19 protein-coding genes are annotated in these 26,689 nt (G+C 67.0%); 14 read left to right on the forward strand and 5 right to left on the reverse strand.

Features of this window, described 5'->3' with window-relative positions; all coding sequences use genetic code 11:
- Positions 1–60: 60 nt before the first annotated feature.
- The 3 genes from AC1DCJ_RS11690 (at position 61) to AC1DCJ_RS11700 (ending at position 2,569) form a co-directional block, all read left to right on the forward strand.
- Complete coding sequence (locus tag AC1DCJ_RS11690) at positions 61–1,209, forward strand: pyridoxal phosphate-dependent aminotransferase (RefSeq protein ID WP_447594701.1); 1,149 nt, start codon at positions 61–63, stop codon at positions 1,207–1,209.
- The gene (locus tag AC1DCJ_RS11695) at positions 1,209–2,042 is read left to right on the forward strand and encodes an amidohydrolase (protein WP_313245656.1); all 834 of its coding nucleotides are present in this window, start codon (positions 1,209–1,211) and stop codon (positions 2,040–2,042) included. The genes AC1DCJ_RS11690 and AC1DCJ_RS11695 overlap by 1 nt, the downstream gene beginning before the upstream one ends.
- Before the next feature lie 92 nt (positions 2,043–2,134).
- A complete protein-coding gene (locus AC1DCJ_RS11700) occupies positions 2,135–2,569 on the forward strand; it encodes a hypothetical protein (RefSeq protein ID WP_038687479.1) in 435 nt (144 codons plus the stop codon).
- Positions 2,570–3,031: 462 nt separating this feature from the next.
- On the opposite strand, the gene AC1DCJ_RS11705 is transcribed toward AC1DCJ_RS11700, so the two are convergent.
- From AC1DCJ_RS11705 to AC1DCJ_RS11715, 3 genes are read right to left on the reverse strand one after another with little or no spacing between them, the layout of a single operon-like run.
- A complete protein-coding gene (locus tag AC1DCJ_RS11705; protein WP_478071018.1) occupies positions 3,032–4,855 on the reverse strand; it encodes a pseudouridine synthase in 1,824 nt (607 codons plus the stop codon).
- Entirely contained in the window at positions 4,848–5,783 is a 936-nt protein-coding gene (scpB, locus tag AC1DCJ_RS11710; protein WP_038687483.1) for an SMC-Scp complex subunit ScpB, read from the reverse strand. The genes AC1DCJ_RS11705 and scpB overlap by 8 nt, the downstream gene beginning before the upstream one ends.
- Positions 5,784–5,798: 15 nt before the next feature.
- Complete coding sequence (locus AC1DCJ_RS11715) at positions 5,799–6,704, reverse strand: segregation and condensation protein A (RefSeq protein WP_137189913.1); 906 nt, start codon at positions 6,702–6,704, stop codon at positions 5,799–5,801.
- Positions 6,705–7,049: 345 nt separating this feature from the next.
- On the opposite strand from AC1DCJ_RS11715, the gene AC1DCJ_RS11720 reads away from it, so the two are divergent.
- The 10 genes from AC1DCJ_RS11720 to AC1DCJ_RS11765 all read left to right on the forward strand — a co-directional run bounded on the left by AC1DCJ_RS11720 (position 7,050) and on the right by AC1DCJ_RS11765 (position 20,997).
- Entirely contained in the window at positions 7,050–7,349 is a 300-nt protein-coding gene (locus AC1DCJ_RS11720) for a YciI family protein (RefSeq protein WP_137190094.1), read from the forward strand.
- The gene (locus AC1DCJ_RS11725) at positions 7,346–7,615 is read left to right on the forward strand and encodes a BolA family protein (RefSeq protein ID WP_038687490.1); all 270 of its coding nucleotides are present in this window, start codon (positions 7,346–7,348) and stop codon (positions 7,613–7,615) included. Before AC1DCJ_RS11720 ends, AC1DCJ_RS11725 begins: the two co-directional genes overlap by 4 nt.
- Before the next feature lie 149 nt (positions 7,616–7,764).
- On the forward strand, positions 7,765–8,817 hold the full coding sequence (locus tag AC1DCJ_RS11730; protein WP_137189912.1) for a LacI family DNA-binding transcriptional regulator: 1,053 nt from the start codon (positions 7,765–7,767) through the stop codon (positions 8,815–8,817).
- Between the two features lie 90 nt (positions 8,818–8,907).
- Complete coding sequence (locus AC1DCJ_RS11735) at positions 8,908–11,967, forward strand: TonB-dependent receptor domain-containing protein (RefSeq protein ID WP_038687494.1); 3,060 nt, start codon at positions 8,908–8,910, stop codon at positions 11,965–11,967.
- A gap of 252 nt (positions 11,968–12,219) precedes the next feature.
- The gene (locus AC1DCJ_RS11740) at positions 12,220–13,833 is read left to right on the forward strand and encodes a glucoamylase family protein (protein ID WP_141059228.1); all 1,614 of its coding nucleotides are present in this window, start codon (positions 12,220–12,222) and stop codon (positions 13,831–13,833) included.
- A 34-nt stretch (positions 13,834–13,867) separates the two neighbouring features.
- Complete coding sequence (locus AC1DCJ_RS11745) at positions 13,868–15,181, forward strand: sugar ABC transporter substrate-binding protein (protein ID WP_241658956.1); 1,314 nt, start codon at positions 13,868–13,870, stop codon at positions 15,179–15,181.
- Positions 15,178–16,059 carry a carbohydrate ABC transporter permease gene (locus AC1DCJ_RS11750; protein ID WP_038687498.1) on the forward strand — a complete coding sequence of 294 codons (882 nt, stop codon included), beginning with the start codon at positions 15,178–15,180 and terminating at the stop codon, positions 16,057–16,059. The genes AC1DCJ_RS11745 and AC1DCJ_RS11750 overlap by 4 nt, the downstream gene beginning before the upstream one ends.
- A complete protein-coding gene (locus tag AC1DCJ_RS11755; protein ID WP_038687499.1) occupies positions 16,056–16,892 on the forward strand; it encodes a carbohydrate ABC transporter permease in 837 nt (278 codons plus the stop codon). The genes AC1DCJ_RS11750 and AC1DCJ_RS11755 overlap by 4 nt, the downstream gene beginning before the upstream one ends.
- A gap of 47 nt (positions 16,893–16,939) precedes the next feature.
- Positions 16,940–20,074 (forward strand): discoidin domain-containing protein, encoded by a 3,135-nt coding sequence (locus tag AC1DCJ_RS11760; protein WP_478071057.1) that lies wholly within the window; start codon positions 16,940–16,942, stop codon positions 20,072–20,074.
- Between the two features lie 5 nt (positions 20,075–20,079).
- Positions 20,080–20,997, forward strand: a complete 918-nt coding sequence (locus AC1DCJ_RS11765; RefSeq protein ID WP_478071058.1) for an endonuclease/exonuclease/phosphatase family protein — start codon at positions 20,080–20,082, stop codon at positions 20,995–20,997.
- Between the two features lie 77 nt (positions 20,998–21,074).
- Here AC1DCJ_RS11765 and AC1DCJ_RS11770 read toward each other — a convergent pair whose 3' ends face one another.
- Positions 21,075–21,494, reverse strand: coding sequence for a hypothetical protein (locus AC1DCJ_RS11770; protein ID WP_478071019.1), 420 nt, complete (start codon positions 21,492–21,494; stop codon positions 21,075–21,077).
- Between the two features lie 91 nt (positions 21,495–21,585).
- Positions 21,586–25,236 carry an Rne/Rng family ribonuclease gene (locus tag AC1DCJ_RS11775; protein ID WP_478071020.1) on the reverse strand — a complete coding sequence of 1,217 codons (3,651 nt, stop codon included), beginning with the start codon at positions 25,234–25,236 and terminating at the stop codon, positions 21,586–21,588.
- A 405-nt stretch (positions 25,237–25,641) separates the two neighbouring features.
- Between AC1DCJ_RS11775 and AC1DCJ_RS11780 the strand changes: the two genes are divergently transcribed.
- The gene (locus AC1DCJ_RS11780; protein WP_038687505.1) at positions 25,642–26,619 is read left to right on the forward strand and encodes an RluA family pseudouridine synthase; all 978 of its coding nucleotides are present in this window, start codon (positions 25,642–25,644) and stop codon (positions 26,617–26,619) included.
- The last annotated feature ends 70 nt before the right edge of the window (positions 26,620–26,689 follow it).

A 26,689-nucleotide genomic window follows, 5' to 3' on the forward strand; every position in this document is an offset into this window, starting at 1 on the left:
GGTCATTGTATCGGGGGTTTTGCGTACACTGGCCTTTCCCCCTTTTCTTCTTTCCGGCCGATGCAACCGCAAACCAAGCTGCCCAAGGTGGGCACCACCATTTTCACCGTGATGTCCCAGCTGGCTGCCGAGCATGGCGCCGTGAACCTGGGGCAGGGGTTTCCGGATTTCTCCGCGCCGCAGCGCCTGGTGGATGAAACCATCAAGGCCATGCAGGGCGGCTTGAACCAGTACCCGCCGATGACCGGGGTGGCGCCGCTGCGCCAGGCCATCGCGCAGAAATCGCTGGATCTGTACGGCGCGCAGGTGGACCCGGACACGGAAATTACCGTCACCAGCGGCGCCACCGAGGCGATCTTCAACGCCATCCACGCCGTGGTGCGCCCGGGCGAGGAAGTGATCGTGCTGGACCCGGCCTACGACTGCTACGAGCCGGCCATCGACCTGGCCGGCGCGCGCGCGGTGCACGTGCCGCTGGACCCGCAGACCTTCGCGGTGGATTGGGACCGCGTGCGTGCGGCGATCACCCCGCGCACCCGCCTGCTGATGGTCAACACCCCGCACAATCCGTCCGGTGCGATGCTGAGTGCCGACGACATGCAGGCGCTGGCCGATGTGCTGCGCGGCACCAGCATTTACCTGATTTCCGATGAGGTGTACGAGCACATCATCTACGACGGCCGCCGCCACGAATCGGCGCTGCGCTACCCGGAACTGCGCGAACGCGCGTTCGTGATCTCCAGCTTCGGCAAGACCTACCACTGCACCGGCTGGAAGATCGGCTATGCGATCGCACCGCCGGCGATGAGCGCCGAGTTCCGCAAGGTCCACCAGTACAACACCTTCACCAGCTTCGGCCCGGCCCAGTACGGCTTTGCCGCGATGATCCGTGACGAGCCCGAACACCACCTGGAACTGGGCGCGTTCTACCAGGCCAAGCGCGACCGCTTCCGCGACCAGCTGCTGACCACCCGCCTGACCCCGCTGCCGGTGCCGGGCGGTTACTTCCAGCTGGTGGATTACTCGGCCATCAGCGATCTGCCCGACCACGAATTCGTGAAGTGGCTGACCATCGAAAAGGGCGTGGCCGCCATCCCGCTGTCGCCGTTCTATGAAACCGCGCCGGCCGGGCAGCGCCTGGTGCGGCTGTGCTTTGCCAAGAACGACGCCACGCTGGATGCGGCGATCGAACGCCTGCAGGTGCTGTGATGGGCGCCCCCGTCGAACGTGGTGACCTGCGCGTCTCCCTGGTCCAGGGCGATACCCGCTGGCACGACCCTGCGGGCAACCGCGCGTACTACGGTGCGCTGCTGGCCCCGCTGGCCGGGCAGACCGACCTGGTGATCCTGCCGGAAACCTTCACCAGTGGCTTCTCCAACGAGGCCATCGACAAGGCCGAAGGCATGGACGGCCCGACCGTGGCCTGGATCCGCGAGCAGGCCGTGCGGCTGGGCGCGGCGGTCACCGGTAGCGTGCAGCTGCGGGTGGGGCAGGGCGTGTACAACCGTTTGCTGTGGGCCACGCCCGACGGCGAGCTGCAGCATTACGACAAGCGCCATCTGTTCCGTTACGGCAACGAGCACCTGCGCTACGCGGCCGGCAACGAGCGCCTGAGCGTGGAATGGAAGGGCTGGCGGATCAATCCGCAGGTCTGCTACGACCTGCGTTTCCCGGTGTTCTGCCGCAACCGCTTCGATGTGGAGCGCCCGGGCGAGCTGGACTTCGACCTGCAGATCTTCGTGGCCAACTGGCCGTCGGCACGCGCGTATCCGTGGCGCACCTTGCTGCGGGCACGCGCGATCGAAAACCTGTGCTTCGTGGCCGCGGTCAACCGGGTGGGCGTGGATGGCAACGACCTGCACTATGCCGGCGACAGCGCGGTGATCGACTTCCTCGGCCAGCCGCAGGTGGAAGTGCGCGAGGTCGAGCAGGTGGTCACCACCACCATTTCGGCGGCGGCACTGGCCGCGCACCGCGCACGCTTCCCGGCGATGCTCGATGCCGATGCGTTCACCCTGGACGGCCCGGTCGACGCTGGCTGAACGATGGCCTGACGGCGGCGCGTGGCCTCATCCGGGTCACACGCGGCCACTGCTAGATTCGCCTCGTCACCAACTGAGCACGAGCGGATCGCATGAAGAAGTTTTCCCTGGTTTTGATCGCGCTGGCCGGCCTGTCGACGGCCTCGGCCGCCCAGGCAGCCGGCAACATCGACTGCGAGCTGCACTACAACCTGGCCGGCTGGTCGGTGCTGTACAAGACCGCATCGGGCACCGGCACCATCAGCTGCGACAACGGCGCGCGCATCCCGGTGAAGATCACCGTCAAGGGGGGCGGGCTGACCGTGGGCAAGTCCAAGATCGTCGATGGCAAGGGCAAGTTCTCCGGCGCCTATTCGGTCAACGACCTGATCGGCTCCTACGCCTCGGTGGAAGCCCATGCGGGCGCCGACAAATCCAGCAATGCGCAGGTCATGACCAAGGGCGATGTGTCGCTGGCGCTGGCCGGTACCGGCAAGGGCTGGGACCTGGGCGTGGGCCTGGGCAAGTTCACCATCGAGCGCCGCTGACGGTAGAGCCACCCCATGGGTGGCTGCCGCAGCCGGCACAACGCGCAGCCAGGCCATAAAAAAGGTTCTTCGCCCATCTGCGGGGCAGGCAGAAACGTGCCTTGACGCTTTTCAGGCGCAGCGCCCGGCCCACCGACAGCCAGGAAAAAGCGTGGCTTCCCCAACTTGTACCGCGAGCCGAGCCCCGTAGCAGCCGGTAGGCTCCTGGGCAAAATAAAGGAGGAGGCCGCCCAGCGGCCGGGGGACATTTGCGCCAGGGGCCTACCGGCTGCTACGGGGCCCTCACGCTCGCGACCGCCCTGATCGGAGACGCCAGTCGCGGCGTCTGCACATCCGGCGACCCGCGTCCCGTCGTGCTCACTCTGCGACGGCCATTGCAACTAGACGCTTCCCTCAGATGGGAGAAGAACAAAAAAAAACCCCGGCCGAAGCCGGGGTTTTTTGATCTCAGGGTATCAGTGATCAGCCGCCACGCGGGCCGCCACCACGGTGACCGCCGCCGCCCGGACCGCGGCTGCCGCCGGGCCGACCGCCCGGGCCGCCGGGACCACGGCCACCGGGACCGCCCGGGCCACGGTTGCCACCCGGGCCACCCGGACCGCGATTGCCGCCCGGACCACCGGGGCCGCGCGCATTGGCGCCGGGACCACGCGCACCGGGACCGCCCGGACCACGATTGCCACCCGGACCACCCGGACCGCGGTTACCCGCCGGACGCGCGCTGCCGTACGGGCTGCTGCCCGGATTGGCGTGGTCGGACGGGAAGCTCGGGGCATTGCCCGGATGGCCGTACGGATGACGCGACGGACCCTGGCCGCTCTGGCCACCGCGGTTACCACCGGCACCGGCCGGACGGCCCTGGCCACCGTAGCCGCCACGGCTTTCGCCACCGCGGTTCTCGCCGCCGTAACCACCGCCACCGCCGGCGTAGCCGCCACGGCCTTCAGCGCCCCCGCCGTAGCTGCCGCGACCCGGGCCGCCTGCGCCGCCCGGACCCTTCGGCTTGCCGTACGGACGGCCCTGGCCACCGGCGCCTGCGCCGGCACCCGGACCACGCGCACCCGGGCCACGGGCTGCGCCCGGACCGGCATTGCGGTGGTTGCTCGGGCCGGTGCTGACACCGTCCGGCACGTACCAGCTGCGGAACGCGGCCGGGTTGCCTTCGGGCAGCGCGCGGTTGCCCTTGTCCGGGCGCGCCTTGAACGGACGCTGCGACTGCTTGGCCGCCGCTTCACCGCTGACCGTCAGGCCACCCTTGAAGCCGCCGCCCTTGCCGCCGCGACCACGGCCGCGCTCTTCGCGCACGTTGTCGAAACGACGCAGTTCGCGGCCTTCGTCGGCCGAGTTGTGGCCGTTGACATAGGCATTGCCACGGCCACCCTCGCGCGACACGCGCACGGTGGTCTTGGCGGCGCGACGCTGGCCGATCACCGGCTGCAGGGTCAGCGCCGACGGCGCACCTTCTTCCAGCTTCAGTTCGGCGCGCAGCGCTTCAACCTGCTTGGCCGGCAGTTCGACCGACTGGCCACGCAGCAGTTCGCGCGGCAGGCTGACCTTGCCGTAGCGGGTACGCTTCAGGCGGCTGACCTGGCAGCCCTGGGATTCCCACAGGCGGCGCACTTCGCGGTTGCGGCCTTCCTTGACGACCACGCGGAACCAGTCGTGCGAATCGGTGCCGCCGATGCGTTCGATCTCGTCGAACTTGGCCGGGCCGTCTTCCAGCGCCACGCCACGGGCGAGGCGGTCGACGATGTTGTCGGGCACCTTCTCTTCGCCTTCCGGGGCGCGCACGCGCACCACGTACTCGCGTTCGACCTCGTAGGAGGGGTGCATCATCGCGTTGGCCAGCTCACCGTCGGTGGTCGCCAGCAGCAGGCCGGTGGTGTTGATGTCCAAGCGGCCGATCGCGATCCAGCGCGCGCCCTTGAGGGCAGGCAGCGCTTCGAACACGGTCGGGCGACCTTCGGGATCTTCGCGGGTGGTTACTTCGCCTTCCGGCTTGTTGTAGGCCAGCACGCGCGAGGTTTCGGTCAGCGCCGTGGCTACGAAGCCGCGGCCGTCCAGCTCGACCTTGTCGCCGCTCTTGATCGACTGGCCGGTCTGCGCGACTTCACCGTTGACCTTGACCAGGCCATCGGCGATGCGCTGTTCCAGCGCGCGGCGCGAACCGAGGCCGGCCTGGGCCAGCACCTTGTGCAGGCGTTCTTCCAGCTTGGGCTGGTCGGTGGCGGTTTCGCGCTTGAGCGAAAGCTTGTTCAAAGACGGCTTGCGGGGGGTGTCACTCATTTACTTGGCTCCGGCCGGCAACGGGTGCGTCGGCCTCTGGTTCGGGATCGGCTTCGTCAACAGCCACGGTCGTCTTCGCGACGGCGTTGTTTTCGGTTTCGTTCTGGGGCGCCGCGCGCTCGCCCGGCGCGGTATCGGGTTCGCCATCAGGGGCGGTCATTCCAGCGTCGTCGTCGCGGGGCGGCAACGGCGCTTTGGATTCGGTGTCTGCAACGGTATCGGTGGTGGGCGCGTGCCCGCCATCGGGTGAATTGTCCTGCGATTCGTCGTCACCTGCCAGTGGCGGGGTGTCGTCGTTTGCCGCGTCCCCGTCCAGCTCGGCGTCGGGGGTGGCGGCGCCGGCGGCCAGGCGACCGGCCGGCTGGCCATCGCGGTCCAGCGGCAGCTGCGGCTCCAGTTCGCCCAGGTCGCGCAGCTCGGACAGCGGCGGCAGTTCGTCCAGGCGCTTGAGCCCGAAGTAGTCCAGGAAGCCCTTGGTGGTGCCGAACAGGGCCGGCTTGCCGGGTACGTCGCGGTGGCCGATCACGCGGATCCACTCGCGTTCTTCCAGCGCCTGGATGATGTTGCTGCTGACCGCCACGCCACGCACCTGCTCAATTTCGCCGCGGGTGATCGGCTGGCGGTAGGCGATCAACGCCAGGGTTTCCAGGGTGGCGCGGGTGTAGCGGGTCTTGCGTTCGGTCCACAGCCGGGTGATGTAGCCGTGCACTTCATTGGTGACCTGGAAGCGGAAGCCGGAGGCCACCTCCACCAGTTCCACGCCGCGCTGGGCGCAGCCGTCGCGCAGCAGTTCCAGTGCGCGCTCGATGCTGCCCGGCGGCGCCGGTTCCTCTTCCGGGAACAGGCCCTGCAGCTGCGCCAGGGTCAGCGGCTGGCTGGAGGCCAGCAGCGCCCCTTCGACAATACGGTTGATCAGCGATTGATCCATGCGTGGGTCGGGTGCTCAGTCGGATGCGTTGGCGGCGTCGGCGTCGTCGAACTCGCTATTGAACTGCAGCGGTTCGTTGGTGTTGCCGGCAGCCAGGGATTTGACATAGATCGGCGCCAGCGGTGCTTCCTGGACGATGTCCAGCAGCTGTTCCTTGGCCAGTTCCAGCAAGGCCAGGAACGTCACCAGTACGCCCAGCTTGCCTTCTTCGGCGGTGAACAGCGATTCAAACCGGTAGAACCGGCCGTCTTCCAGCCGCCCCAGCACGTCGCCCATGCGCTGGCGCACGCTCAGGGCCTCGCGCTTGATCGCGTGGCCGGTGAACAGCTCGGCGCGCTTGAGCACGTCGTGCAGCGCCATCAGCATTTCCTTCAGGTCCACCGGCGGCGGCAGCTTCACTGCGGCGCGGTCGGGCACGAAGGCATGTACCGGGGTGGTGTCGCGGTCCTGCCGGGGCAGGGCGTCGATATCTTCGGCAGCCTGCTTGAAACGTTCGTACTCCTGCAGCCGGCGCACCAGCTCGGCGCGCGGGTCGGCTTCCTCGCCCTCGATGCTGGGCGGTCGCGGCAGCAGCATCCGCGACTTCACTTCGGCCAGGATCGCCGCCATCACCAGGTACTCGGCCGCCAGTTCGAAGCGCAGCTCCTGCATGACGTTGATGTACTCGACGTACTGGCGGGTGATCTCGGCCACCGGGATGTCCAGGATGTCCAGGTTCTGCCGGCGGATCAGGTACAGCAGCAGGTCCAGCGGGCCTTCGAAGGCATCCAGGATGACTTCCAGCGCGTCCGGCGGAATGTACAGATCCTGCGGAATCTGCAGGACCGGTTGACCATGCACCACGGCCAGCGGCATTTCCTGCTGCTGTGGGGCGGTCGGCCGGGTTTGCGGGTTCGCGTCGAGCGCGAGTTCGGAGGTCATCAAGAGTGATGTCAGTATTGCAACGGACCGGTCGCCGCACCCTCAGCCGTTCCGGAACGCCCGGCGGCAGGATGGCAAGCCATGACACGCCTGGGTCGGCGCGGTTCCACACTTCAAACAGCAAGGCGCGCCGCGACGGGCAGCGACAGAACTACGGGGAGGTCGTCTACGTGTACTGGTGTGGGGCAGCGGGTCGATCGTCGGGCGGCGGTGAAGCCGTCTACCGGCGGGGCTGCTGCGTCCAGCCACGTGCAATGGAGCCAAGAGTACGGGTTCAGCCCGGCAGTGTCCAGCGAGCCGGGCTAGAATCGTCCCGTTCGTTTAGCTGAGCCTTGGGAGTTGCCTGTGTGGTATGTGATTGAAGGCTATGACGGTGCCGACGTACTGGCGGCCCGGATGGCAGTGCGCGGCGCGCATCTGGCCCGTTTGACCGCCCTGCGCGATGAAGGCCGGCTGCTGCTGGCCGGGCCGTGCCCGGCGATCGACAGCGAAGACCCGGGCCCGGCCGGGTTCAGTGGCAGCGTGGTGATCGCCCAGTTCGACGCGCTGGAGCAGGCCCAGGCCTGGGCCGACGCCGACCCCTACGTGGACGCCGGCGTCTATACACGCGTGCAGGTGCGCCCGTTCCGCAAGGTCCTGCCGTGACCCGGGTCGAGCAGATCCGGGCGGCCCTGCAGCAGGCCCTGGACCCGCAGTTGCTGGAGGTGGAGGACGACAGCCACCGCCATGCCGGCCATGAGGGCGCGCGCGATGGGCGCGGCCACTTCAATGTGCACATTGTCAGCGCCGCCTTCGAAGGCAAGCTGCCACTTGCGCGCCACCGGGCCGTCTATGCCGCCCTGGGCACCCTGATGGACACCGATATCCACGCGCTGTCCATCCGCGCTGAAGCACCAGCCAAAAACGGCTGAAAGCCTTGTCCTGCCTTGTCCTGGCCAGTCCAGGACAGGGCCCCTGAAGACACTTTCATGTTACCGGCGGACGACATTTGCCTAACGTAGTGTTTACATTCAGGATTGAAAACGCTTACATTCCGCGCCAAGCCCCAGATCTCTAAGCCGTGGAGGGCGGCGAAGTGAACAAGGCAGCCATCACAATCAAAGATGTAGCCCGCGAAGCCCGGGTCTCCGTGGCCACGGTGTCGCGTGCGCTCAATGGACATGAAAATGTCGCCGAACCGGTCCGCAAGCTGGTGCTGGAGGTCGCTGCGCGTCTGCGCTACACCCCCCATGCCGCCGCGCGGAGCCTAAGCAGCCGGCGCACCAACACCATCGGTGTGGTGCTGCCGGACCTGTACGGTGAATTCTTCTCCGAGTTGATGCGCGGCATCGACGGGGTCGCCCGTGAGCGCCGCCAGCACCTGCTGGTGTCCAGCTACCACGGTGACCAGGAGCAGCAGGGCGCGGCCCTGCGTGCCATGCGCGGTCGAGTGGACGGTCTGCTGGTGTTGTCGCCGTATGCGGAAAGCCCCGGCTTCCTCACCGACAACCTGCCGCAGGCGCTGCCCACGGTCCTGATCAATACCTACCTGCCCGAGCAGGATCATCCGGTGCTCAGCATCGATGACCATGCCGGCGCGATGGCCATGACCCGCCATCTGCTCGGTGTCGGCCACCGCCGCATCGCGTTCATTTCCGGCCCGGACCTCAACTTCGATGCGCGTGAGCGCCTGCGCGGTTTCCGCGACGCGCTGGCCGCGTTCGGTACCGACGCGGTGGGCATCGAGTTGCCCGGTGACTTTGACGAAGCCTCCGGCCATCGCGCTGGACAGGAGTTGCTGGCAGCCGGCGCGCTGCCCGATGCGGTGTTCGCCGCCAACGACATGATGGCGCTGGGGTGCCTGTATGCGTTCGCGCAGGCAGGCGTGCGGGTTCCAGCCGATGTCGCCCTGGCGGGCTTCGATGACATTCCGCTGGCGCGTTTCGTTCACCCGTCGTTGACGACGATGCAGGTGAGTATCGCCGACCTCGGCGATAAGGCGATGACGCGTCTGTTGCAGTTGATGGACGGCAACAACACGGAAGTGGCCGGTGACAAGCAGACGCTTGTGCCGCGTCTGATCGTGCGTGATTCGTGTAGGTCACGACCGTTGGTCGTGACGCCTTTGCTGTAAATCACGACCGTTGGTCGTGATGCATTCAAACCACGCTTTAAAAAAAACGACAGGGGCCGCAAAGACGGCCACCACCACCCGGAGATTTACATGACGTATTCCAATCACCGCAACCGAGCACCGGCGCGCAGTCTGCTGACCAGTGCACTGGTTACCTGCCTGATGCTGGGCGCTGCACCGTCCCTGATGGCGCAGTCGGCCACCTCCTCGCTTCGCGGCCAGGTTGCCCAGGCCGAGGCCGGCACCGAAGTGACCGCCACCAACCTGGCCAGTGGCACCGTTCGCCGTGCCACCACCCGCGCCGACGGCAGCTACTCGCTGATGGGCCTGGACCCGGGCACCTATGACGTGGTGGCCAACGGCCAGACGCAGAAGGTGACGGTGACCGTGGCTTCGACCGCGACGCTGAACTTCAGCGGCGCGCCGGCCAACGGCGGCACTGCCAACGCCACCAACCTGGACACCGTCAACGTCATTGCACCGACCCTGCTGCAGGAAGTGCGTACCTCCGAAGTGGGCAAGACCGTCAGCCTGCAGCAGATCCAGACCACCCCGCAGGTGTCGCGCAACTTCCTGGAGTTCGCCGACGCGGTGCCGGGCATGATCTTCACCCGTGATGCCAAGGGCAACACCTCGCTGCGCGGCGGTGCCACCAATGCCGACGGCACCAACGTCTATATCGACGGCGTGGGCCAGAAGAGCTACGTCAAGGGCGGCGGCGTGGCCGGCCAGTCCGGCAGCGCCGGCAACCCGTTCCCGCAGCTGGCCATCGGCGAATACAAGGTCATCAGCGGCAACTACAAGGCCGAGTACGGCCAGGTGTCGAGCGCGGCCGTGACCGCGGCGACCAAGTCCGGTACCAACGAGTTCAAGGGTGAAACCTTCTACCGTTACACCAACGAAGACATGCGCGCCAAGACCCCGGCCGAGCGTCAGTACGGCCAGACCAAGGAAGCATCGGCCGAGAAGGAATACGGGTTTGCATTGGGTGGCCCGATCATCCAGGACAAGGCCCACTTCTTCGTGACCTACGAAGCCAAGCGCTTCGACCTCCCGGTCACCATCGCGCCGGAAGGCTCGGTCACCAACCGCGTCGGCCTGCTGCCGGCAGACGCCGCCGCCGGCCTCGGCCCGGCCAGCCAGCCGTTCGAGCAGGACCTGATCTTCGCCAAGATCGACTTCGAGCCGACCGACAACGATCGCATCGAACTGAGCTTCCAGGACCGCGACGAGACCCAGCAGCAGTTCAGTGGCCAGACCGCGCCGGAAGCCGGCCGTGAAGTGGTCAACACCGACCGTCGTTACGCGCTGCGCTGGAACCACAGCGGTGAGCGTTACTACAACGAGCTGATGCTCACCCACGAAGATTCCTTCAACAACCCGACCCCGCTGACCTTGGGCAACGGCTTCACCTACACCGCGCCGGACGGCACCGAAGACCGCACCCTGGTGAAGATCGGTGGCGCCTCGGCACTGGATTCGCAGGTGAAGGGCCAGAAGGGCTGGGCGATTGAAGACAACCTGACCCTGGATGGCATCCAGTGGATGGGCGACCACACCATCAAGATGGGCGCCAAGTACAAGCAGATCGACCTGTACGCCTCCGATGCGGCGCAGATCAATCCGCAGTTCACCTACTCGCTGGGCGATGCGGACTTCCCGTCCGACATCCCGTACAAGGCGCAGTTCGTCAAGCCGGTGAACGGCGTAACGGGCGTGTCCGGCGAAGTGCGTTCGAAGTCCAAGCAGATCGGCCTGTTCATCCAGGACGACTGGCAGGTCAACGACCACCTGCAGCTGAACATCGGCCTGCGCTGGGACTACGAAAAGACCCCGGCCTACCTGGACTTCGTGACCCCGCAGGCCGTGGTCGATGCGATCTACTCGCAGGACCCGCGCGCTGCCGCTGGCCAGACCTTCGCCGATACGCTGGCGCTGGGCGGGCTGGACATCAGCAACTACATCAGCAACGGCCACAACCGCAAGGCGTTCAAGGATGCCTGGCAGCCGCGCCTGGGCTTCTCGTATGACATCAACGCCGACGAGCAGCACGTGATCCACGGTGGTGCCGGTCGTTCGTATGACCGCGACCTGTTCGACAACCTGCAGCTGGAAACCACCAAGCTGGCCCTGCCGCAGCCGACCATCTACTTCCGCAACCCGGCCACCGGCAGCTGCCTCAACGGCCAGGCTGCCTGCTATGACTGGAACCCGAACCTGCTCAACGGTATCGGCAACCTGCAGTCCCTGGTCGGTTCGACCAGCAATGCCGGCCTGGAAGTGGATCTGCTCAACAACAACCTGAAGGTGCCGTACTCCGACCAGTTCAGCCTGGGCATGAGCAACCAGGTCGGTGACTGGCTGACCGACGCCACCATCGCCCGCACGCTGAGCTACGACGGCTTTGCCTTCACCCTGGGCAACCGTTACCCGACCGGCCAGTTCTTCGATGACCCGCGCCTGTGCGGTGGCACCGACCCGGGCCTGAGCCAGGCCTGGAGCTGCAACGTGCCGGGCTTCGGCAGCCTGATCATCGGTCAGCAGGGCATCAAGACCCGCGCTACCCAGGTCCTGCTGTCGGCGCAGAAGCCGTTCACCCAGGAAAGCGGCTGGGGTTCCTCGATCGCCTACACCTGGACCACCGCGCGCCACAACCGCGACATCAATGAGAAGTACGCGTTCGACCGCGGCCTGATCGGCGACTACCCGACCATCCGTTCCAACGGCGCGCCGCGCCACCGCCTGGTGGTCACCGGTTCGTACGCGGGCTTCTGGGGCATCACCTTCGGCGGCAAGGTCACCCTGGCCACCCCGACTGCCGTCAATGACTGGTACGGCGTGCCGCAGGCCAGTGGCTACGACCTGCCGACCCCGCAGGCCGCGGTGCCCAACGCCAATGGCAAGTTCCTGCTGGGTGGCAAGATCTTCGGCTACCGTTCGGTCGATCTGCAGGCGACGAAGACGTTCAAGATGCCGGGCGAGACCGAGCTGTACGCGCGCATCGACATCATCAACGTGTTCAACTTCGACAACTTCTCCAACTACAACTACGTCAAGACCAACGGCAAGCTGCAGGCCAGCTACAACGAGACCGGCGACATCATCGGTACGCCGCGCCAGGTCAAGGCGGAAGTCGGCTTCCGCTTCTGATGACAGCGTTACCCGGCACCGCCCTCTGGGCGGTGTCGGGGCAGCACCGCCGGTTGGCTTGGGTCCGCCGGCGGGACTGTACAGGCGCTTGCCGTCCACGGATGGGCAAGCGCGTGTGCGGTAGGTACCGACCGTTGGTCGGTACGCATACGGTCCGCCCCGGCGGATTTTTTTGGATCGTGATCTGTAAACGATTTCAGCTTGGTTGAGGCTATGCTCTCCAGCACGAACATGCGCAAAAGGTGGTGATCGATGAATGCATCTCGGGTGGTGTCGCTGGCGTTGCTGTCCGTGGCCATGGCCGGTTGCCAGCAGCAGGCGCCGGACAAACCGGCAAAGCCGAAGCCGCCGGTGATCCTGGTTGAAGCCGACGTGCCGCCGCGCCCGATGAAGCCGGAGCTGCCGCCGCTGTTCGACGACATCGAACGCCGCACCTTCCAGTTCTTCTGGGATACCACCAACGAGGTCAACGGCCTCAGCCCCGACCGCTACCCGTCGCGCCCGTTTGCCAGCATCGCCTCGGTGGGCTACGCGCTCACCGCCTATCCGATCGGCGTGGAGAACGGCTGGGTCAGCCGTACCCAGGCCGTGGACCGCACCCTGCTCACGCTGAAGTTCTTCCGCGACCTGCCGATGGGCCCGCAGCGCACCGGCAAGGGTGGCTACAAGGGCTTCTACTACCACTTCCTGGACATGCAGCAGGGCCGTCGTTACGACAGCTGGGTGGAACTGTCCAGCGTGGATACCGCGCTGCTGATGATGGGCGTGCTGTTCGCGCAGTCGTACTACAGCGGTGACGACGCCCGCGAAAAAGAGATCCGCGAGATTGCCGACACGCTCTACAAGCGCGTGGACTGGGCGTGGCTGCAGCAGCGTGCGCCGCTGATCTCGATGGGCTGGTTCCCCGAAAGCGGCTTCATCGACCACGACTGGATGGGCTACAACGAGGCGATGATGGTCTACATCCTCGCGCTCGGCTCGCCGACCCACCCGGTCAGCCCGGACGCGTGGACGGTCTGGACGCGCACCTACGACAACGACTGGGGCGTGTACCAGGGCCAGGAATACCTGTCCTTCGGCCCGCTGTTCGGGCACCAGTACACGCATGTGTGGGTGGACTTCCGCGACATCCAGGATGCCTACATGCGCGAGCGTGGCAGCACCTACTTCCTCAACAGCCGCTCGGCCGCGCTGGCCCAGCGCGAGTACGCCATCGCCAACCCGATGAACTGGAAGGACTATGGCGAGAACGTGTGGGGCCTGACTGCCAGCGATGGCCCGCAGAACACCACCCAGGAATACCGCGGCGAACAGCGCCAGTTCCGCCATTACTCCTCGCGCGGCGCCGGCCTGCGCGAGAACTTCGATGACGGCACAATCGCTCCGACCGCAGCCATCGCCTCGGTGGTGTTCGCCCCGGAAGAAGTGATCCCGGCCACCGAAGAGATGCACAAGCGCTACGGCGACTACATCTATTCCAGCTACGGGTTCCTGGATTCGTTCAACCCCAGCTTCAACTACGACATCCCGATCAAGACCGGTCGGCTGGTGCCCGATCGCGGCTGGGTGGCCAGCGATTACATCGGCATCGACCAGGGGCCGATCCTGACGATGATCGCCAACTACCGGAACGATTTCGTCTGGGACGTGATGAAGAAGAACGTGCACATCCGCAAGGGTCTGGAGCGCGCCGGTTTCAGTGGCGGATGGCTCACCCCGGAAGGGGAACAGCAGCCGATGGAGCTGCAGAAAGACGAGAAGGCCGCGTCGGCGCGCTCGGTCGGCATTGCCGAATCGCGTGCGGCGGCCGCCCAGGAACAGAAGAACAATGCCACCACCAACCGCAACCAGCAGCAGGGGAAGTAGAGCAGTGCAATCGATGTCGCGCCCGAAGCGGGGGTTGAGCCTGGTGTTGCTGCTGGTTGGCAGCCTGTTGTTGAGTGCCTGCCGGAAAGAGCCGGAAGGGGTGACGGTACGTTTCTGGGCGATGGGCCGCGAGGCCGAAGTGGTCACCGGCCTGATCAAGGAGTTCGAGGCGGAAAACCCGGGCATCCACGTCGATGTGCAGAACATTCCGTGGACGGCCGCGCACGAAAAGCTGCTGACTGCGTTCGCCGCCGACGGCCTGCCAGATGTGTGCCAGCTGGGCAACACCTGGATCCCCGAGTTCGCCGAACTGAACACCCTGGTGCCGCTGCAGCCGTACGTGGCGCAGTCCAAGGTGGTGGACCCGGCCGACTACTTCCAGGGCATCTGGGACACCAACGTGGTGCATGACGAGCTGGTGGGTGTGCCGTGGTACGTGGACACGCGCCTGCTGTACTACCGCAAGGACCTGCTGGCCCAGGCCGGCTACGACCACCCCCCGCGTACCTGGGCGGAGTGGAACGAGATGATGGCCGCCATCAAGAAGATGCAGGGCCCCAAGCGCTATGCGGTGCTGATGCCGATCAACGAATTCGAGCAGCAGCTGTCCTTCGCGTTGCAGCAGCCCGACCCGCTGCTGCGCGATGCCGATACCCGCGGCAACTTCAGCAGCCCCGGCTTCCGCAAGACCCTGGGATTCTACGAAAACATGTTCGCCCAGGGCTGGGCGCCGCGCATGTCCGAAACCCAGATCTCCAACGTGTGGGATGAGTTCTTCCGCGGCTTCAACGTGTTCTACCTGTCCGGCCCGTGGAACATCCGTGAGTTCAAGAAGCTGCAGCCCAAGGAACTGGAAGGCAAGTGGGGCACCGCCGCACTGCCGGGCCCGGACGGCCCGGGCGCCGGTATCGCCGGCGGTACCAGCCTGGTGATCTTCCGCTCCTCGCAGCAGAAGGAAGCGTCGTGGAAGCTGATCGAGTTCCTGTCGCGCCCGGCGATCCAGGAGCGCTTCCATTCCATCATCGGCGACCTGCCGCCGCGGCGCAGCACCTGGGAATATCCCTCGCTGGCCAACGACCCGCTGGCGCAGCCGTTCCGCGACCAGCTGGAACGCGTCAAGCCCACGCCCAAGGTGCTGGAGTGGGAACGTATCGTGCAGGAAATGCGGATCATCACCGAACAGGTGGTGCGTGGTGGCCTTGATCAGGATGTAGCAGTGAAGGAACTGGACAAGCGCGTGGACAAGGTCCTCGCCAAGCGCCGTTGGATGCATGAGCGCGATGCGCAGGAGAAGGCCGCCGGTTCGGGCGTGCATTCCAGTGCGGTGGCCACGGGAGCGGCGCAATGAAGCAACGTTCGCTTGCCGGCTGGCTGTTCGCCGGCCCGGCCATCCTGGTGATCGGCGTGTTCTTCGGCCTGCCGGTGTTCTCGGCGCTGGCCCTGAGCATCACCGATTTCGACCTGTACGCCCTGGCCGACGGCGGCAACCTGCGCTTTGTCGGGCTGGGCAACTACATCGACCTGCTGCAGACCCCGATGTTCTGGAAGTCGCTGTGGAACACCACGTACTTTGTGATCGTGGGCGTGCCGATGTCGATCGGCGTATCGCTGGGTGCGGCGATCCTGCTCAACGCCCCGGCGGCGCGTTTCAAGGCGCTGTTCCGTACCGCGTTGTTCGCCCCGGTGGTGACCACCCTGGTGGCGGTGGCGGTGATCTGGCGTTACCTGTTCCACACCAGCTACGGCCTGGTGAACTACGGGCTGGGCCACATCGGGATCAATCCGATCGACTGGCTGGGCGATCCCAACTGGGCCATGCCGACCATCATGCTGTTCGCGGTGTGGAAGAACTTCGGCTACAACATGGTGATCTTCCTGGCCGGCCTGCAGGCGATCCCGCATGACCTGTACGAGGCCGCGCGCATCGACGGCGCCTCGCGCTGGAAGCAGTTCCTGCACATCACCCTGCCCATGCTCGGCCCGGTGCTGCTGGTGGTGGGCGTGATTACCGTGTCCGGCTACTTCCAGCTGTTCGCCGAACCCTACGTGATGACCCGTGGCGACCCACTGCAGAGCACCGTCAGCGTGCTGTACTTCATGTTCGAAGAAGGCTTCAAGTGGTGGAACCTGGGCCGCGCCTCCGCGGTGGCGTTCCTGCTGTTCCTGATCATCCTGGCGGTAACCAGCGTCATGCTGCGTTTCGGCCGCAAGAGGCAGTTGGTATGAGTCGTGAAATCGGCCAGTCGCGCTGGCATGCATGGTGGGTCAACGGTGGCTTGACGGTATTGGCGCTGGTCAGCCTGGCGCCGCTGCTGTGGATGCTGTCGGTGTCGTTCATGCCCACCGGCGAGGCGGCGCATTTCCCGCCGCCGCTGCTGCCGTCCTCGGTGACCACCGCGAACTACCACGAGCTGTTCGCGCGCACCGGCATGGGCAACAACTTCGTCAACAGCCTGGGCGTGTCGCTGGCGATCACGCTGGGGTCGCTGCTGCTCAACACCATGGCCGGCTATGCGTTCGCCAAGCTGCGTTTCGCCGGCCGCGAGCGCATCTTCCAGGTACTGCTGGCCGCGCTGGTGATCCCAGCGCAGGTGGCCATGCTGCCGCTGTTCCTGCTGATGAAGCAGCTGGGCCTGGTCAACAGCTTCGGCGGGGTGATCGTGCCGGCGCTGGCCAGCGTGTTCGGCATCTTCCTGGTGCGCCAGTACGCGCGCTCGATTCCCGATGAGCTGCTGGAAGCGGCGCGCATCGACGGGGCAGGGGAGATGCGGATCTTCTTCCAGATCGTGCTGCCGATGCTCAAGCCGGTGCTGGTCACCCTGTCGATCTTCACCTTCATGGGCGCCTGGAACGATTTCATGTGGCCGTTGATCGTGTTGACCGACCAGGAGCACTACACTCTGCCGGTCGCCCTGGCCACCCTGTCGCGCGAGCACATCATGGACGTGGAAATGATGATGGCCGGCGCGGTGGTCACGGTGGTTCCGGTGCTGCTGCTGTTCCTGGCATTGCAGCGTTACTACATCCAAGGTCTGCTGCTGGGGAGTGTCAAAGGGTGAAACATGCCGTCGTCGCGGTGGGTCTGGGTCTTGGGCTGTTGTGGTCGCTGGCGGCCCCGGCCGCCGCGCCGGCCCCGTTGCCGGCACCGAAGGTGCTGGACAGTTTCGACGACATGACGCCCTGGAAGCTGGTCGTGTCCGACCAGGTCAGCGGCTCGCTGCGCAGCGTGGTCGGCAGTGGCGGCGGGCGCGCGCTGTGCGTGGACTACGACTTCCACGATGTGTCCGGTTACGTGGGCATCCGCCGCGAGCTGGGCATCGAGTACCCGGCCAACTACCAGTTCGGCCTGCAGCTGCGCGGCGACTCGCCGGCCAACGACCTGCAGTTCAAGCTGATCGACGCCAGCGGCGACAACGTGTGGTGGGTCAACCGGCCCGGCTACACCTTCCCCAAGGCGTGGAGCACGGTGCAGTACCGCGCGCGCCAGATCGACAAGGCCTGGGGCCCGGGCAAGGACCCCGCGCTGGCGCGCAGCGCCGCGGTCGAGTTCACCATTTACAGCAAGGTCGGCGGCAAGGGCACGGTCTGTTTTGACCGCCTCACCCTGCAGGGCCTGCCGCCGATGGATACCTCGGCACTGACCCCCTCGGTGATTGCCGATACCGCCACCGCACTGCAGAGCCGCATTGCCGATGGCAAGCCGGACACGGTATGGATCAGCGGCGGCGTGGCCGACCAGACCATCAGCCTGGACCTGCACAAGGTGCGCGAGTTCGGCGGTGCGGTGATCCAGTGGCTGCCGGGCCTGGAGGCCACGCGCTACGTGGTGCGTACCTCGCAGGACGGACGCAGCTGGAAGGAAGTACGCGAAGTGGTGGGCGGCGGCGGCGACCGCGACTGGCTGGCACTGCCCGATACCGAAGCGCGTTACCTGCGCTTCGACCTCAAGGGCGGTCCGAGCTGGCGCTACGGCATCCGTGACATCAGCCTGAAGCCGCTCGATTTTGCGGCCACCCCCAACGACTTCGTGCGTTCGGTAGGCGCCGACCTGCCGCGGGGTTCGGTGCCGCGCGGGTTCAGTGGCGAGCAGCCGTACTGGACCCTGCTGGGCCTGGACGGCGGCCGCGAACAGGCGTTGATCGGCGAGGACGGTGCGCTGGAAGTGGCCAAGGCCAGCTTCAGCGTGGAGCCGTTCGTGCAGGTGGACGGCAAGCAGCTGCTGAGCTGGGCCGACGTGGCCAGCAGCCAGTCGCTGCAGGACGATTACCTGCCCATCGCCAGCGTCGACTGGCGCCACGACAAGGCCGCGTTGAAGGTCACCGGGTTCGTGCAGGGCACCCCGGACAAGGCGCAGCTGGTGGGGCGCTACACGCTGCGCAACCCCGACAAGGTGGCCCACGACTACACCCTGGCGCTGGCTGTGCGGCCGTGGCAGGTGAACCCGCCCACGCAGTTCCTCAACACCGTCGGCGGCGTCAGCCGGATTGACAACCTGTCGGTGGACGCCACCGACGTGGAGGTCAACGGCAGCCCGCGCCTGTACCCGGCGCAGGCCCCGGACAGCACGTTTGCCACCACCTTCGATGGCAAGCTGGACGTGGTCCACCTGGCCAGCGGCAAGCTGCCGGGCACCACCGAAGTGCGCGACCCGACCGGGCTGGCCAGCGGTGCGCTGCTGTACCGCTGGCGGCTGGAGCCGGGCCAGAGCCGCGAGGTGGCCATCGTGCTGCCGCAGACCGGCAGCTGGACGATGCCCAAGGACTTCGATGCGGCCAAGGCCCAGCAGGTCGTGGCCTCGATGTGGCGGACCAAGCTGGACCAGGTGACCCTGCAGGTGCCCGCCGCCGGCAAGCCGCTGGCCGACACCCTGCGCACCGCGCTGGCACACATGCTGATCTCGCGGATCGGCCCGAGCATCCAGCCGGGCACGCGCTCGTACTCGCGCAGCTGGATCCGCGACGGCGCGATGATTTCCGAAGGCCTGCTGCGCATGGGCCGCAGCGACGCGGTGCGCGAGTACGTCACCTGGTATGCCCCGCACCAGTTCGACAACGGCAAGGTGCCGTGCTGCGTCGATCCGCGCGGCAGCGATCCGGTGCCGGAAAACGACAGCCACGGCGAGTTGATCTTCAACATCGCCGAGTACTGGCGCTACACCGGCGACAGCACCTTCCTGGAGGTGATGTGGCCGCACGTGCAGGGCGCCTACTCCTATATGGAACAGCTGCGCCTGAGCGAGCGCACCGAAGAGAACCGCGCGCGCAACCCGGCCTTCTACGGGATGATGCCGGTCTCGATCAGCCACGAAGGCTATTCGGCCAAGCCGATGCATTCGTACTGGGACAACTTCTGGGCGCTGCGCGGCTACAAGGACGCGGCCACCATCGCCAGCACGCTGGGCAAGGTGGACGCCATGCAGATCAGCGAATCGCGCGACCAGTTCCGTGACGACCTGCAGGCCTCGCTGCTGGCCGCCGTGGCCCTGCACAAGATCGACTACCTGCCCGGCGCGGCCGAGCTGGGCGACTTCGACGCTACTTCCACCACCATCGCGCTGGCCCCGGGCGGCGAGCAGGGCCGTCTGCCGCAGCCGTACCTGGACAACACGTTCGAGCGTTACTGGACGCAGTTCGAGGAACGCCGCGACGGCAAGCGCGAGTGGAAGGACTACACCCCGTACGAGTGGCGCAACGTGGCCGCGTTCGTGCGCCTGGGCTGGCGCGACCGCGCCTGGCAGGCCACCGAGTTCTTCTTCAAGGACCGTGCCCCGCAGGCCTGGAACCAATGGGCCGAAGTGGTCTCGCACACGCCGCGCAAGCCGTTCTTCGTCGGTGACCTGCCGCATGCCTGGGTTGCCTCGGACTTCGTGCGCTCGGCGCTGGACATGTTTGCCTACAGCCGTGACGTCGACGACAGCCTGGTGCTGGCCGCCGGCGTGCCGACGCGATGGCTGGAAGGGAAGGGCGTGGCGATCAAGGGCCTGCGCACCCCGAACGGCCAGCTGAGCTACGCGCTCAGCCGCAGCGACAAGCAGCTGGTGCTGGACCTGTCGGCCGGCCTGGTGCCGCCGCAGGGCGGGGTGGTCCTGCCGTGGCCCTACACTGGCGAACCGGGTAACACCAGCGTCAACGGCGAACCGGCGCAGTGGGTGAACGGCGAGCTGCGCATCACCCAGGTGCCGGCGCGGGTCGAGATCGACGTGCCGTCGTCGGTGCGCCGCGCCGAGCGGAAGGCACAGTGATGGACATGCATCGTTATCGCGCGTGGCTTCGCCGTGGCATGGCCGGGCTGCTGGCATCGGCGGCCTTGCTGGCCGGCGTCGCCCTGGCTGCCGAACCCGTCGCCGTCGTCACCCCGGCACCCGCGCCGTCGACGAGCGCTGCGCCGGGCATGAGCATGGTCACCTTCAACCTGCACCACGACCGCGAAGACTGGCCTGCGCGGCGCAAGGTGATCCTGCGCGAACTGCAGGCGCTGCGCCCCGATGCGATTGCCCTGCAGGAAGTGATCCAGAAACCGCACGTGCGCAACCAGGCCGCGTGGCTGGCGCGCAAGCTCGGCTACGACTACCAGTTCGTCTCCACCGACCCGCCCGGCCGCTTCAAGCGGTATGGCAATGCGCTGCTGACCCGGCGCCCGGTGCTGGCGCGCAATGACCACCTGCTGGCACCGCTGGGCGACTACCGCACGGTGGCGCACCTGCGCATCGATGTCGACGGTCAGCCGGTCAACGTCTATGCCACGCATCTGAACGAGCGTTCCGATGACAGCGGCAGCCGCATCCGCGGCGAGCAGGTGGCCGACCTGTTGAAATTCATTGCGACCACCTCGGGCACGGCGCCGGTGGTGATCGCCGGTGACTTCAATGCGCTGGTGGATGCGGGCGATCTGAGCGAACTGCGCAACCACTACGGCGACAGCTTCGGCAGCGTGCACGTCAACAATGAGCTGGCCCAGGTGAGCACGCTCAACCGGCACTACTACGAAGCGCCGTCGCGCATCGACCACATCTTCTTCCAGCAGGACCGCCTGCTCGCGCGCGAGGCGCGGATCCTGTTCGACCAGCCTTACGCCGAAGGGCGCTGGGCGTCGGACCACTACGGTGTTTGGACGCGCCTGCAGTTCGCGCCCAGCCCGGGCAGCCCGGCCGCCACCACGCCCTGAGTGCGAGATGGACGCCATGCGTGGCTGCCCCTTCGCTGCATGTGTGTACCCACCAACGGTGGGTACCTGCGCCTGCGTTACGGGATGGTGTGCTCGCTGATCTTCTCCCACGTCTGGCCGTCGCGCGTGCGCCAGGTGCCGCCGGTGGCGCAGCACCCGCCCGCGCCGAACGCCATGCGCCCCAGCACCGCAACCACCGCGCCGTCTTCGTGGCGCAATGATTGCCGCTGGCAGTCGGTGAAAAACGGGTAGGGCGGCGGTGCCAGCACTTCGGTGAGGGCGACCGCCTGTTCGGGTCCGCGCGTCACCTGGAAGACCTTGCAGTGCTGCACCAGCAGTTCGACGTCCACGTTCTGCAGCCGGCCCACGAACAGGTCTTCCGGCGCGGCATCGCGCAACGCGATGGCCGCGTCACTGAGGGGCACAGGGGCGGGCTGGCAGGCCGACAGCAGCACCAGCATCGCGGTGCACGGCGTGAGGCGAAGGCGTCGATTCATGCGCCGAGCATGCCACAGCCCACGGGCGGCCCAAACGCAGACAGCGGCCCGAAGGCCGCTGTCTGTTTACTACGTTCCCACTGGCGCGGGATCAGGCCTTGTCGTGCTTGTCCTGATCCGGCTTGCCGGCTTCTTCGGCCTGCGCGACATCGGTGGGGATGTCATCGCGGGCTTCGGCCTGGGCAGCCTGTGCGGCAGCGTCGGTGCTGGCGGGGGTGTCGCTGCCTGCATTGCCGAACAGCTGGCCGTTATGCACGACCGGGGCGGCCGGGGCGGCCTCGGTGCGGGCGACCGGTGCCGGTGCGGCCTTCTCCGGTGCCGGCTGGGTCGGGTCGACGGCATCGAGCATGCTCGACTGCACGGGGCGACCGGCCTGGCCCGCATCGGCGGTCACGGCGACGGGGGCGGTTTCCACCGGCTTCGGCGCGTCGACAATCGGGGCGGCTTCGACCGCCTTCGGTGCTTGGACGACCGGCGCAGCTTCAACAGCCTTCGGTGCTGCGGCCACCGGGGCAGCCTCAACCGGCTTCGGTGCTTCAACGACCGGGGCGGCTTCAACAGCCTTCGGCGCTTCAACAACCGGGGCGGCTTCAACAGCCTTCGGCGCTTCAACAACCGGGGCAGCTTCGACAGCCTTCGGCGCGGCAGCAACCGGAGCGGCTTCAGCAGCCTTCGGGGCTTCAACCACCGGGGCAGCTTCAACCGGCTTCGGTGCGGCGGCGACCGGAGCGGCCTCAGCAGGCTTCGGGGCTTCAACCACCGGGGCAGCTTCAATCACCTTCGGTGCTGCGGCAACCGGAGCGGCCTCAACCGCCTTCGGTGCTTCAACAACCGGGGCAGCGTCGGCAACCTTCGGCGCGTCGACCACCGGCGCAGCCTGCACCGGCTTGGCAGCGCCGACCATCGGCGGTGCCGGCATCGGCGATTCCACGAACGGCACGCGGTCGGTGTAGGACGGGGCGGGCGTCTCGGCCGGGGCCTGCGGGGCCACCGGGGCGGCCTCGCTGTGACCGGCGGTCACGACCGGGCTGCTGACCGCGGCCACCGGTGCGGCGGCGGCAACTGCGGCCACCGGAGCAGCAGCGGGTGCCGGGCGCGGTGCCTGGACCGGTGCCGCGGCGGGCGCAGCAGCGGTTTCGTCGTCGAACTCGAACTCCGGCTGCGGCTGGCCATTGCCGGCCGCCGGACGCGGGGCCTGGGCGGTGTCGCCACCGTCCTGGTCGCCATCCTGGTCGTCGCTGTCGCCGTCATCATCCAGACCGGCGTCATCGTTCAGACCATCGCTGCCGGCAGCCTGCTCGCCATTGCCACGACGACGACGACGGCCACCGCGACGGCCGCGACGACGGCGCGAGCCGCCTTCGCCATTGGCGTCATCGCCGGTGCCCGGGGCGTCGGTCTGTTCACCGTTCTCGCCGGTGGCGACCTGTGCCTCGTCCACGGCGGCCGCGGTCTGCGCGCTGTCCTGCGCGGCGGCGTACGGGGCGGCGGCGTCGGCCACGCCCACGGCAGCGGCGGTCACCAGTGCGGCATCGGCGACCGGTGCGGTCGTGTTGCCCGGCTTCGGCGCATCGGCCTGCGGCTGGCGTGCCGGCTTGTCGCTGGCCACGGCCTTGTCGGCATCGCCCTGCTGCCTGGGCTGCTGCGGGTTCTGCTTCTGCTTCAGCTTCGGCTGCTGCTCATTGCGCGGCTGCTTGGGCTGCTGTTCGTTGCGCGGCTTGGCCTGGCCCGGTGCCTGCACCTGCGCGGCATTGCCGGCCACCGGTGCGGCCACGTCCTGGCGGCGCTCGTCGCGACGCTCGTTCTTGCCACCGCGTTCGCCACGCTCGCCACGTTCACCGCGGTCCTTGCCACGACCCTGGCCCTGCGCCTGTGCGCCGCCATTGCCGTTGCGCTCGCCACCGCGTTCATCGCGGCGGCCGCCAGTGCGGTCCTTGTTGCGATCCTTGTTGCGGTTGTTGCGGTTGCCGTCCTGGGCCTGGCGTGCGTTCGCCGGCGGGGCAGCGGCCGGGGCCGGTTCGCCACCGAAGATGCGCTTGAGCCAGCCCACCACGCCGGTGGCGGCCGGTGCGGCCACCGGGGCCGGGGCAGCGACCGGTGCGGGCGCGGCTTCCGGTTCCGGGGCTTCGCGGATCGGCGCCGGTTGGCTGTGCTTGACCTGGGTCACCACCGGGGCCACCGGGATGTTCAGCTGGGCCTTGGTCAGGGCGTGCACCGGCAGCTTGCGCGGGGTGCCGCGCTGGTAGCTCGGCTTGCCGCTTTCTTCGCCCAGCTCGTTGTCGCGCAGGCGGGTCACTTCGTAATGCGGGGTGTGCAGCTGTTCGTCGGCGACGATCACGATCGGCGCGTCATGGCGCTGTTCGATCTCGCGCAGGGCGCTGCGCTTTTCATTGAGCAGGTAGTTGGCGATCTCGACCGGGGCCTGGACCAGCACCTGCCCGGTGTTTTCCTTCATCGCATGCTCTTCAGCCACGCGGATGATCGACAGCGACAGCGACTCGACGCTGCGCATGCGGCCATGGCCGTCGCAACGCGGGCAGACGATCTGGCTGGATTCGCCCAGGCTCGGGCGCAGGCGCTGGCGGCTCATTTCCATCAGGCCAAAGCGCGAGATGCGGCCCAGCTGCACGCGCGCACGGTCGTACTTGAGCGCGTTCTGCAGGCGGTTTTCAACTTCGCGCTGGTGCTTGTTGGAGGCCATGTCGATGAAATCGATGACCACCAGGCCGCCCAGGTCGCGCAGGCGCAGCTGGCGGGCCACTTCTTCGGCCGCTTCCAGGTTGGTCTGGAACGCGGTGTCCTCGATGTCGCTGCCCTTGGTGGCGCGCGAGGAGTTGACGTCGATGGCGGTCAGCGCTTCGGTCTGGTCGACCACGATCGAGCCGCCGGACGGCAGGCGCACGTTGCGCTCATACGCGCCTTCGATCTGCGATTCGATCTGGAAGCGGTTGAACAGCGGGATGTCGTCGGTGTAGTGCTTGAGCTTGCGCAGGGTCTGCGGCATCACCTGCTGCATGAACTCGCGGGCGGTCTCGTACAGTTCCTGGGTGTCCACCAGGATCTCGCCGACGTCGGCGCGCAGGTAGTCACGCAGGGCGCGCACGATCAGGCGCGACTCCTGGTAGATCAGGAAGGAGGCCGGCTTGGTCAGCGCCGCTTCGGCGATCGACTTCCACACCTGCAGCAGGTAATCCAGATCCCACTGCAGTTCTTCGGCATCGCGGCCGACGCCGGCGGTGCGGATGATCACGCCCATGTCGTCGGGGATGTCCAGCTTGTCCAGCGCTTCCTTCAGCGCGGCGCGGTCTTCACCCTCGATGCGACGCGACACGCCGCCGGCGGTGGGCGAGTTCGGCATCAGGACCATGTAGCGGCCGGCCAGGGAGATGAACGTGGTCAGGGCGGCGCCCTTGTTGCCACGCTCTTCCTTGTCGACCTGGACAACCACTTCCTGGCCTTCACGCAGCAGTTCGCGGATGCCGGCCTTGTTGTGGTCCACGCCCGCGGCGAAGTAATCGCGCGAGATTTCCTTCAGCGGCAGGAAGCCGTGGCGTTCACCGCCGTATTCGACGAAGGCTGCTTCCAGCGACGGTTCAAGGCGCGTGATGCGACCCTTGTAAATGTTCGACTTCTTCTGTTCCTTGGACGGCTGTTCGATGTCGATGTCGTACAGCGTCTGGCCATCCACGATGGCTACCCGCAGCTCTTCAGCCTGCGTGGCATTGATCAGCATTCGCTTCATTGTTGGGTTCCTCGCGCGCTGCTACCGCGCGGAACACCATGGGGTTTCGCTTCTGGTCACGCTTCGACGCCCATCGCGCAGGCGCGGGGAGGGCGGCTTGGGTTTCCAGCGCTACAACACCACGGCAGCCCGCGGGAGCGCTTCATTTGTTTTGGTTTGGGTGTTACGGGCCGGAGGCAGCTGTCAGCCAGGCTGGAGCGCCACAGGGACATGTTTTTCAGCACAGACGCTTGTCAGGCATCCGGCGATGGCCGGGACCGCCGGTGAGCCGCTAACATGGCCGCCCCGGGGGCGGTGGCTGCGCACTGTGCCGGAATCGCGGGAAGTCGGGCTTCTGGCCCAGAGCAACTTCCAACGAAATCAATCCCTTATCTCGCATGCCGAGTGTAACAGAATAAAAGGCCAATGACCGTTACCGAGCCCACCCCCAAAGCCGCTGAAGCCATGACCAGCGTACGTATCATCACCGTCCCGGCCGACCGCGCCGGGCAGCGCCTGGACAACTTCCTGCTCGGCCAGCTCAAGGGTGCGCCACGCAGCCTGATCTACAAGCTGGTGCGCAGTGGGCAGGTCCGGGTCAACGGCGGTCGTGCCAAGGCCGAGCGCAAGCTGGAGCCGGGCGACGAGGTCCGGGTGCCGCCGGTCCGTCTCACCGAGGAAGGCGACAAGGCCGGTCCGCCCGCCGCGTTCATGAAGCGCTTGGAAGATGCCATCGTGTTCGAAGACGATCGGCTGCTGGCGCTGAACAAGCCGTCCGGCGTGGCCAGCCACGGCGGCAGCGGGATCAGCTTCGGCGCGATCGAGACACTGCGTGCGCTGCGCCCGGGCAAGACCCTGGAACTGGTGCACCGCTTGGACCGCGACACGTCGGGCCTGCTGATCGTGGCCAAGAAGCGTTCAGCGCTGAGCGAGCTGCAGGCGCTGCTGCGCGAAGACCACGGTTCGGGCATCCGCAAGCACTACCTGACCCTGCTGGTCGGGCGCATGCCCGATGGCACCATGACGGTGGATGCGCCGTTGCATGTGGGGCTGCGCCAGGGCGGGGAGCGCCACGTGCAGGTCAACCCGATCGGCAAGGAGTCGATCAGCCACTTCAAGGTGCTGGAGCGCAAGGGCGGGCATTCGTACTGCGAGGTCCGCATCGAAACCGGCCGCACCCACCAGATCCGCGTGCATGCCCAGCATCTGGGCCACCCGGTGGCCGGTGACGACAAGTACGGCGATCCGGACGTCAACAAGCGGCTTCGTGACCAGATCGGGCTCAAACGCCTGTTCCTGCACGCCGCCTCGCTGGAGTTCGCCCTGGACGCCGGCAAGACCCCGTACCTGCTCAACGCGCCGCTGGCCGATGAGCTGACCGAGGTGTTGAACCGGTTGAAGTAAACCAGCGCACCTCCCGGCAGGTGCTCCGGGGGCCATGACCAACGGTCATGGCCTACCGGTTCATGCCCGC

It is taken from the genome of Stenotrophomonas sp. 10N36 (assembly GCF_056395005.1).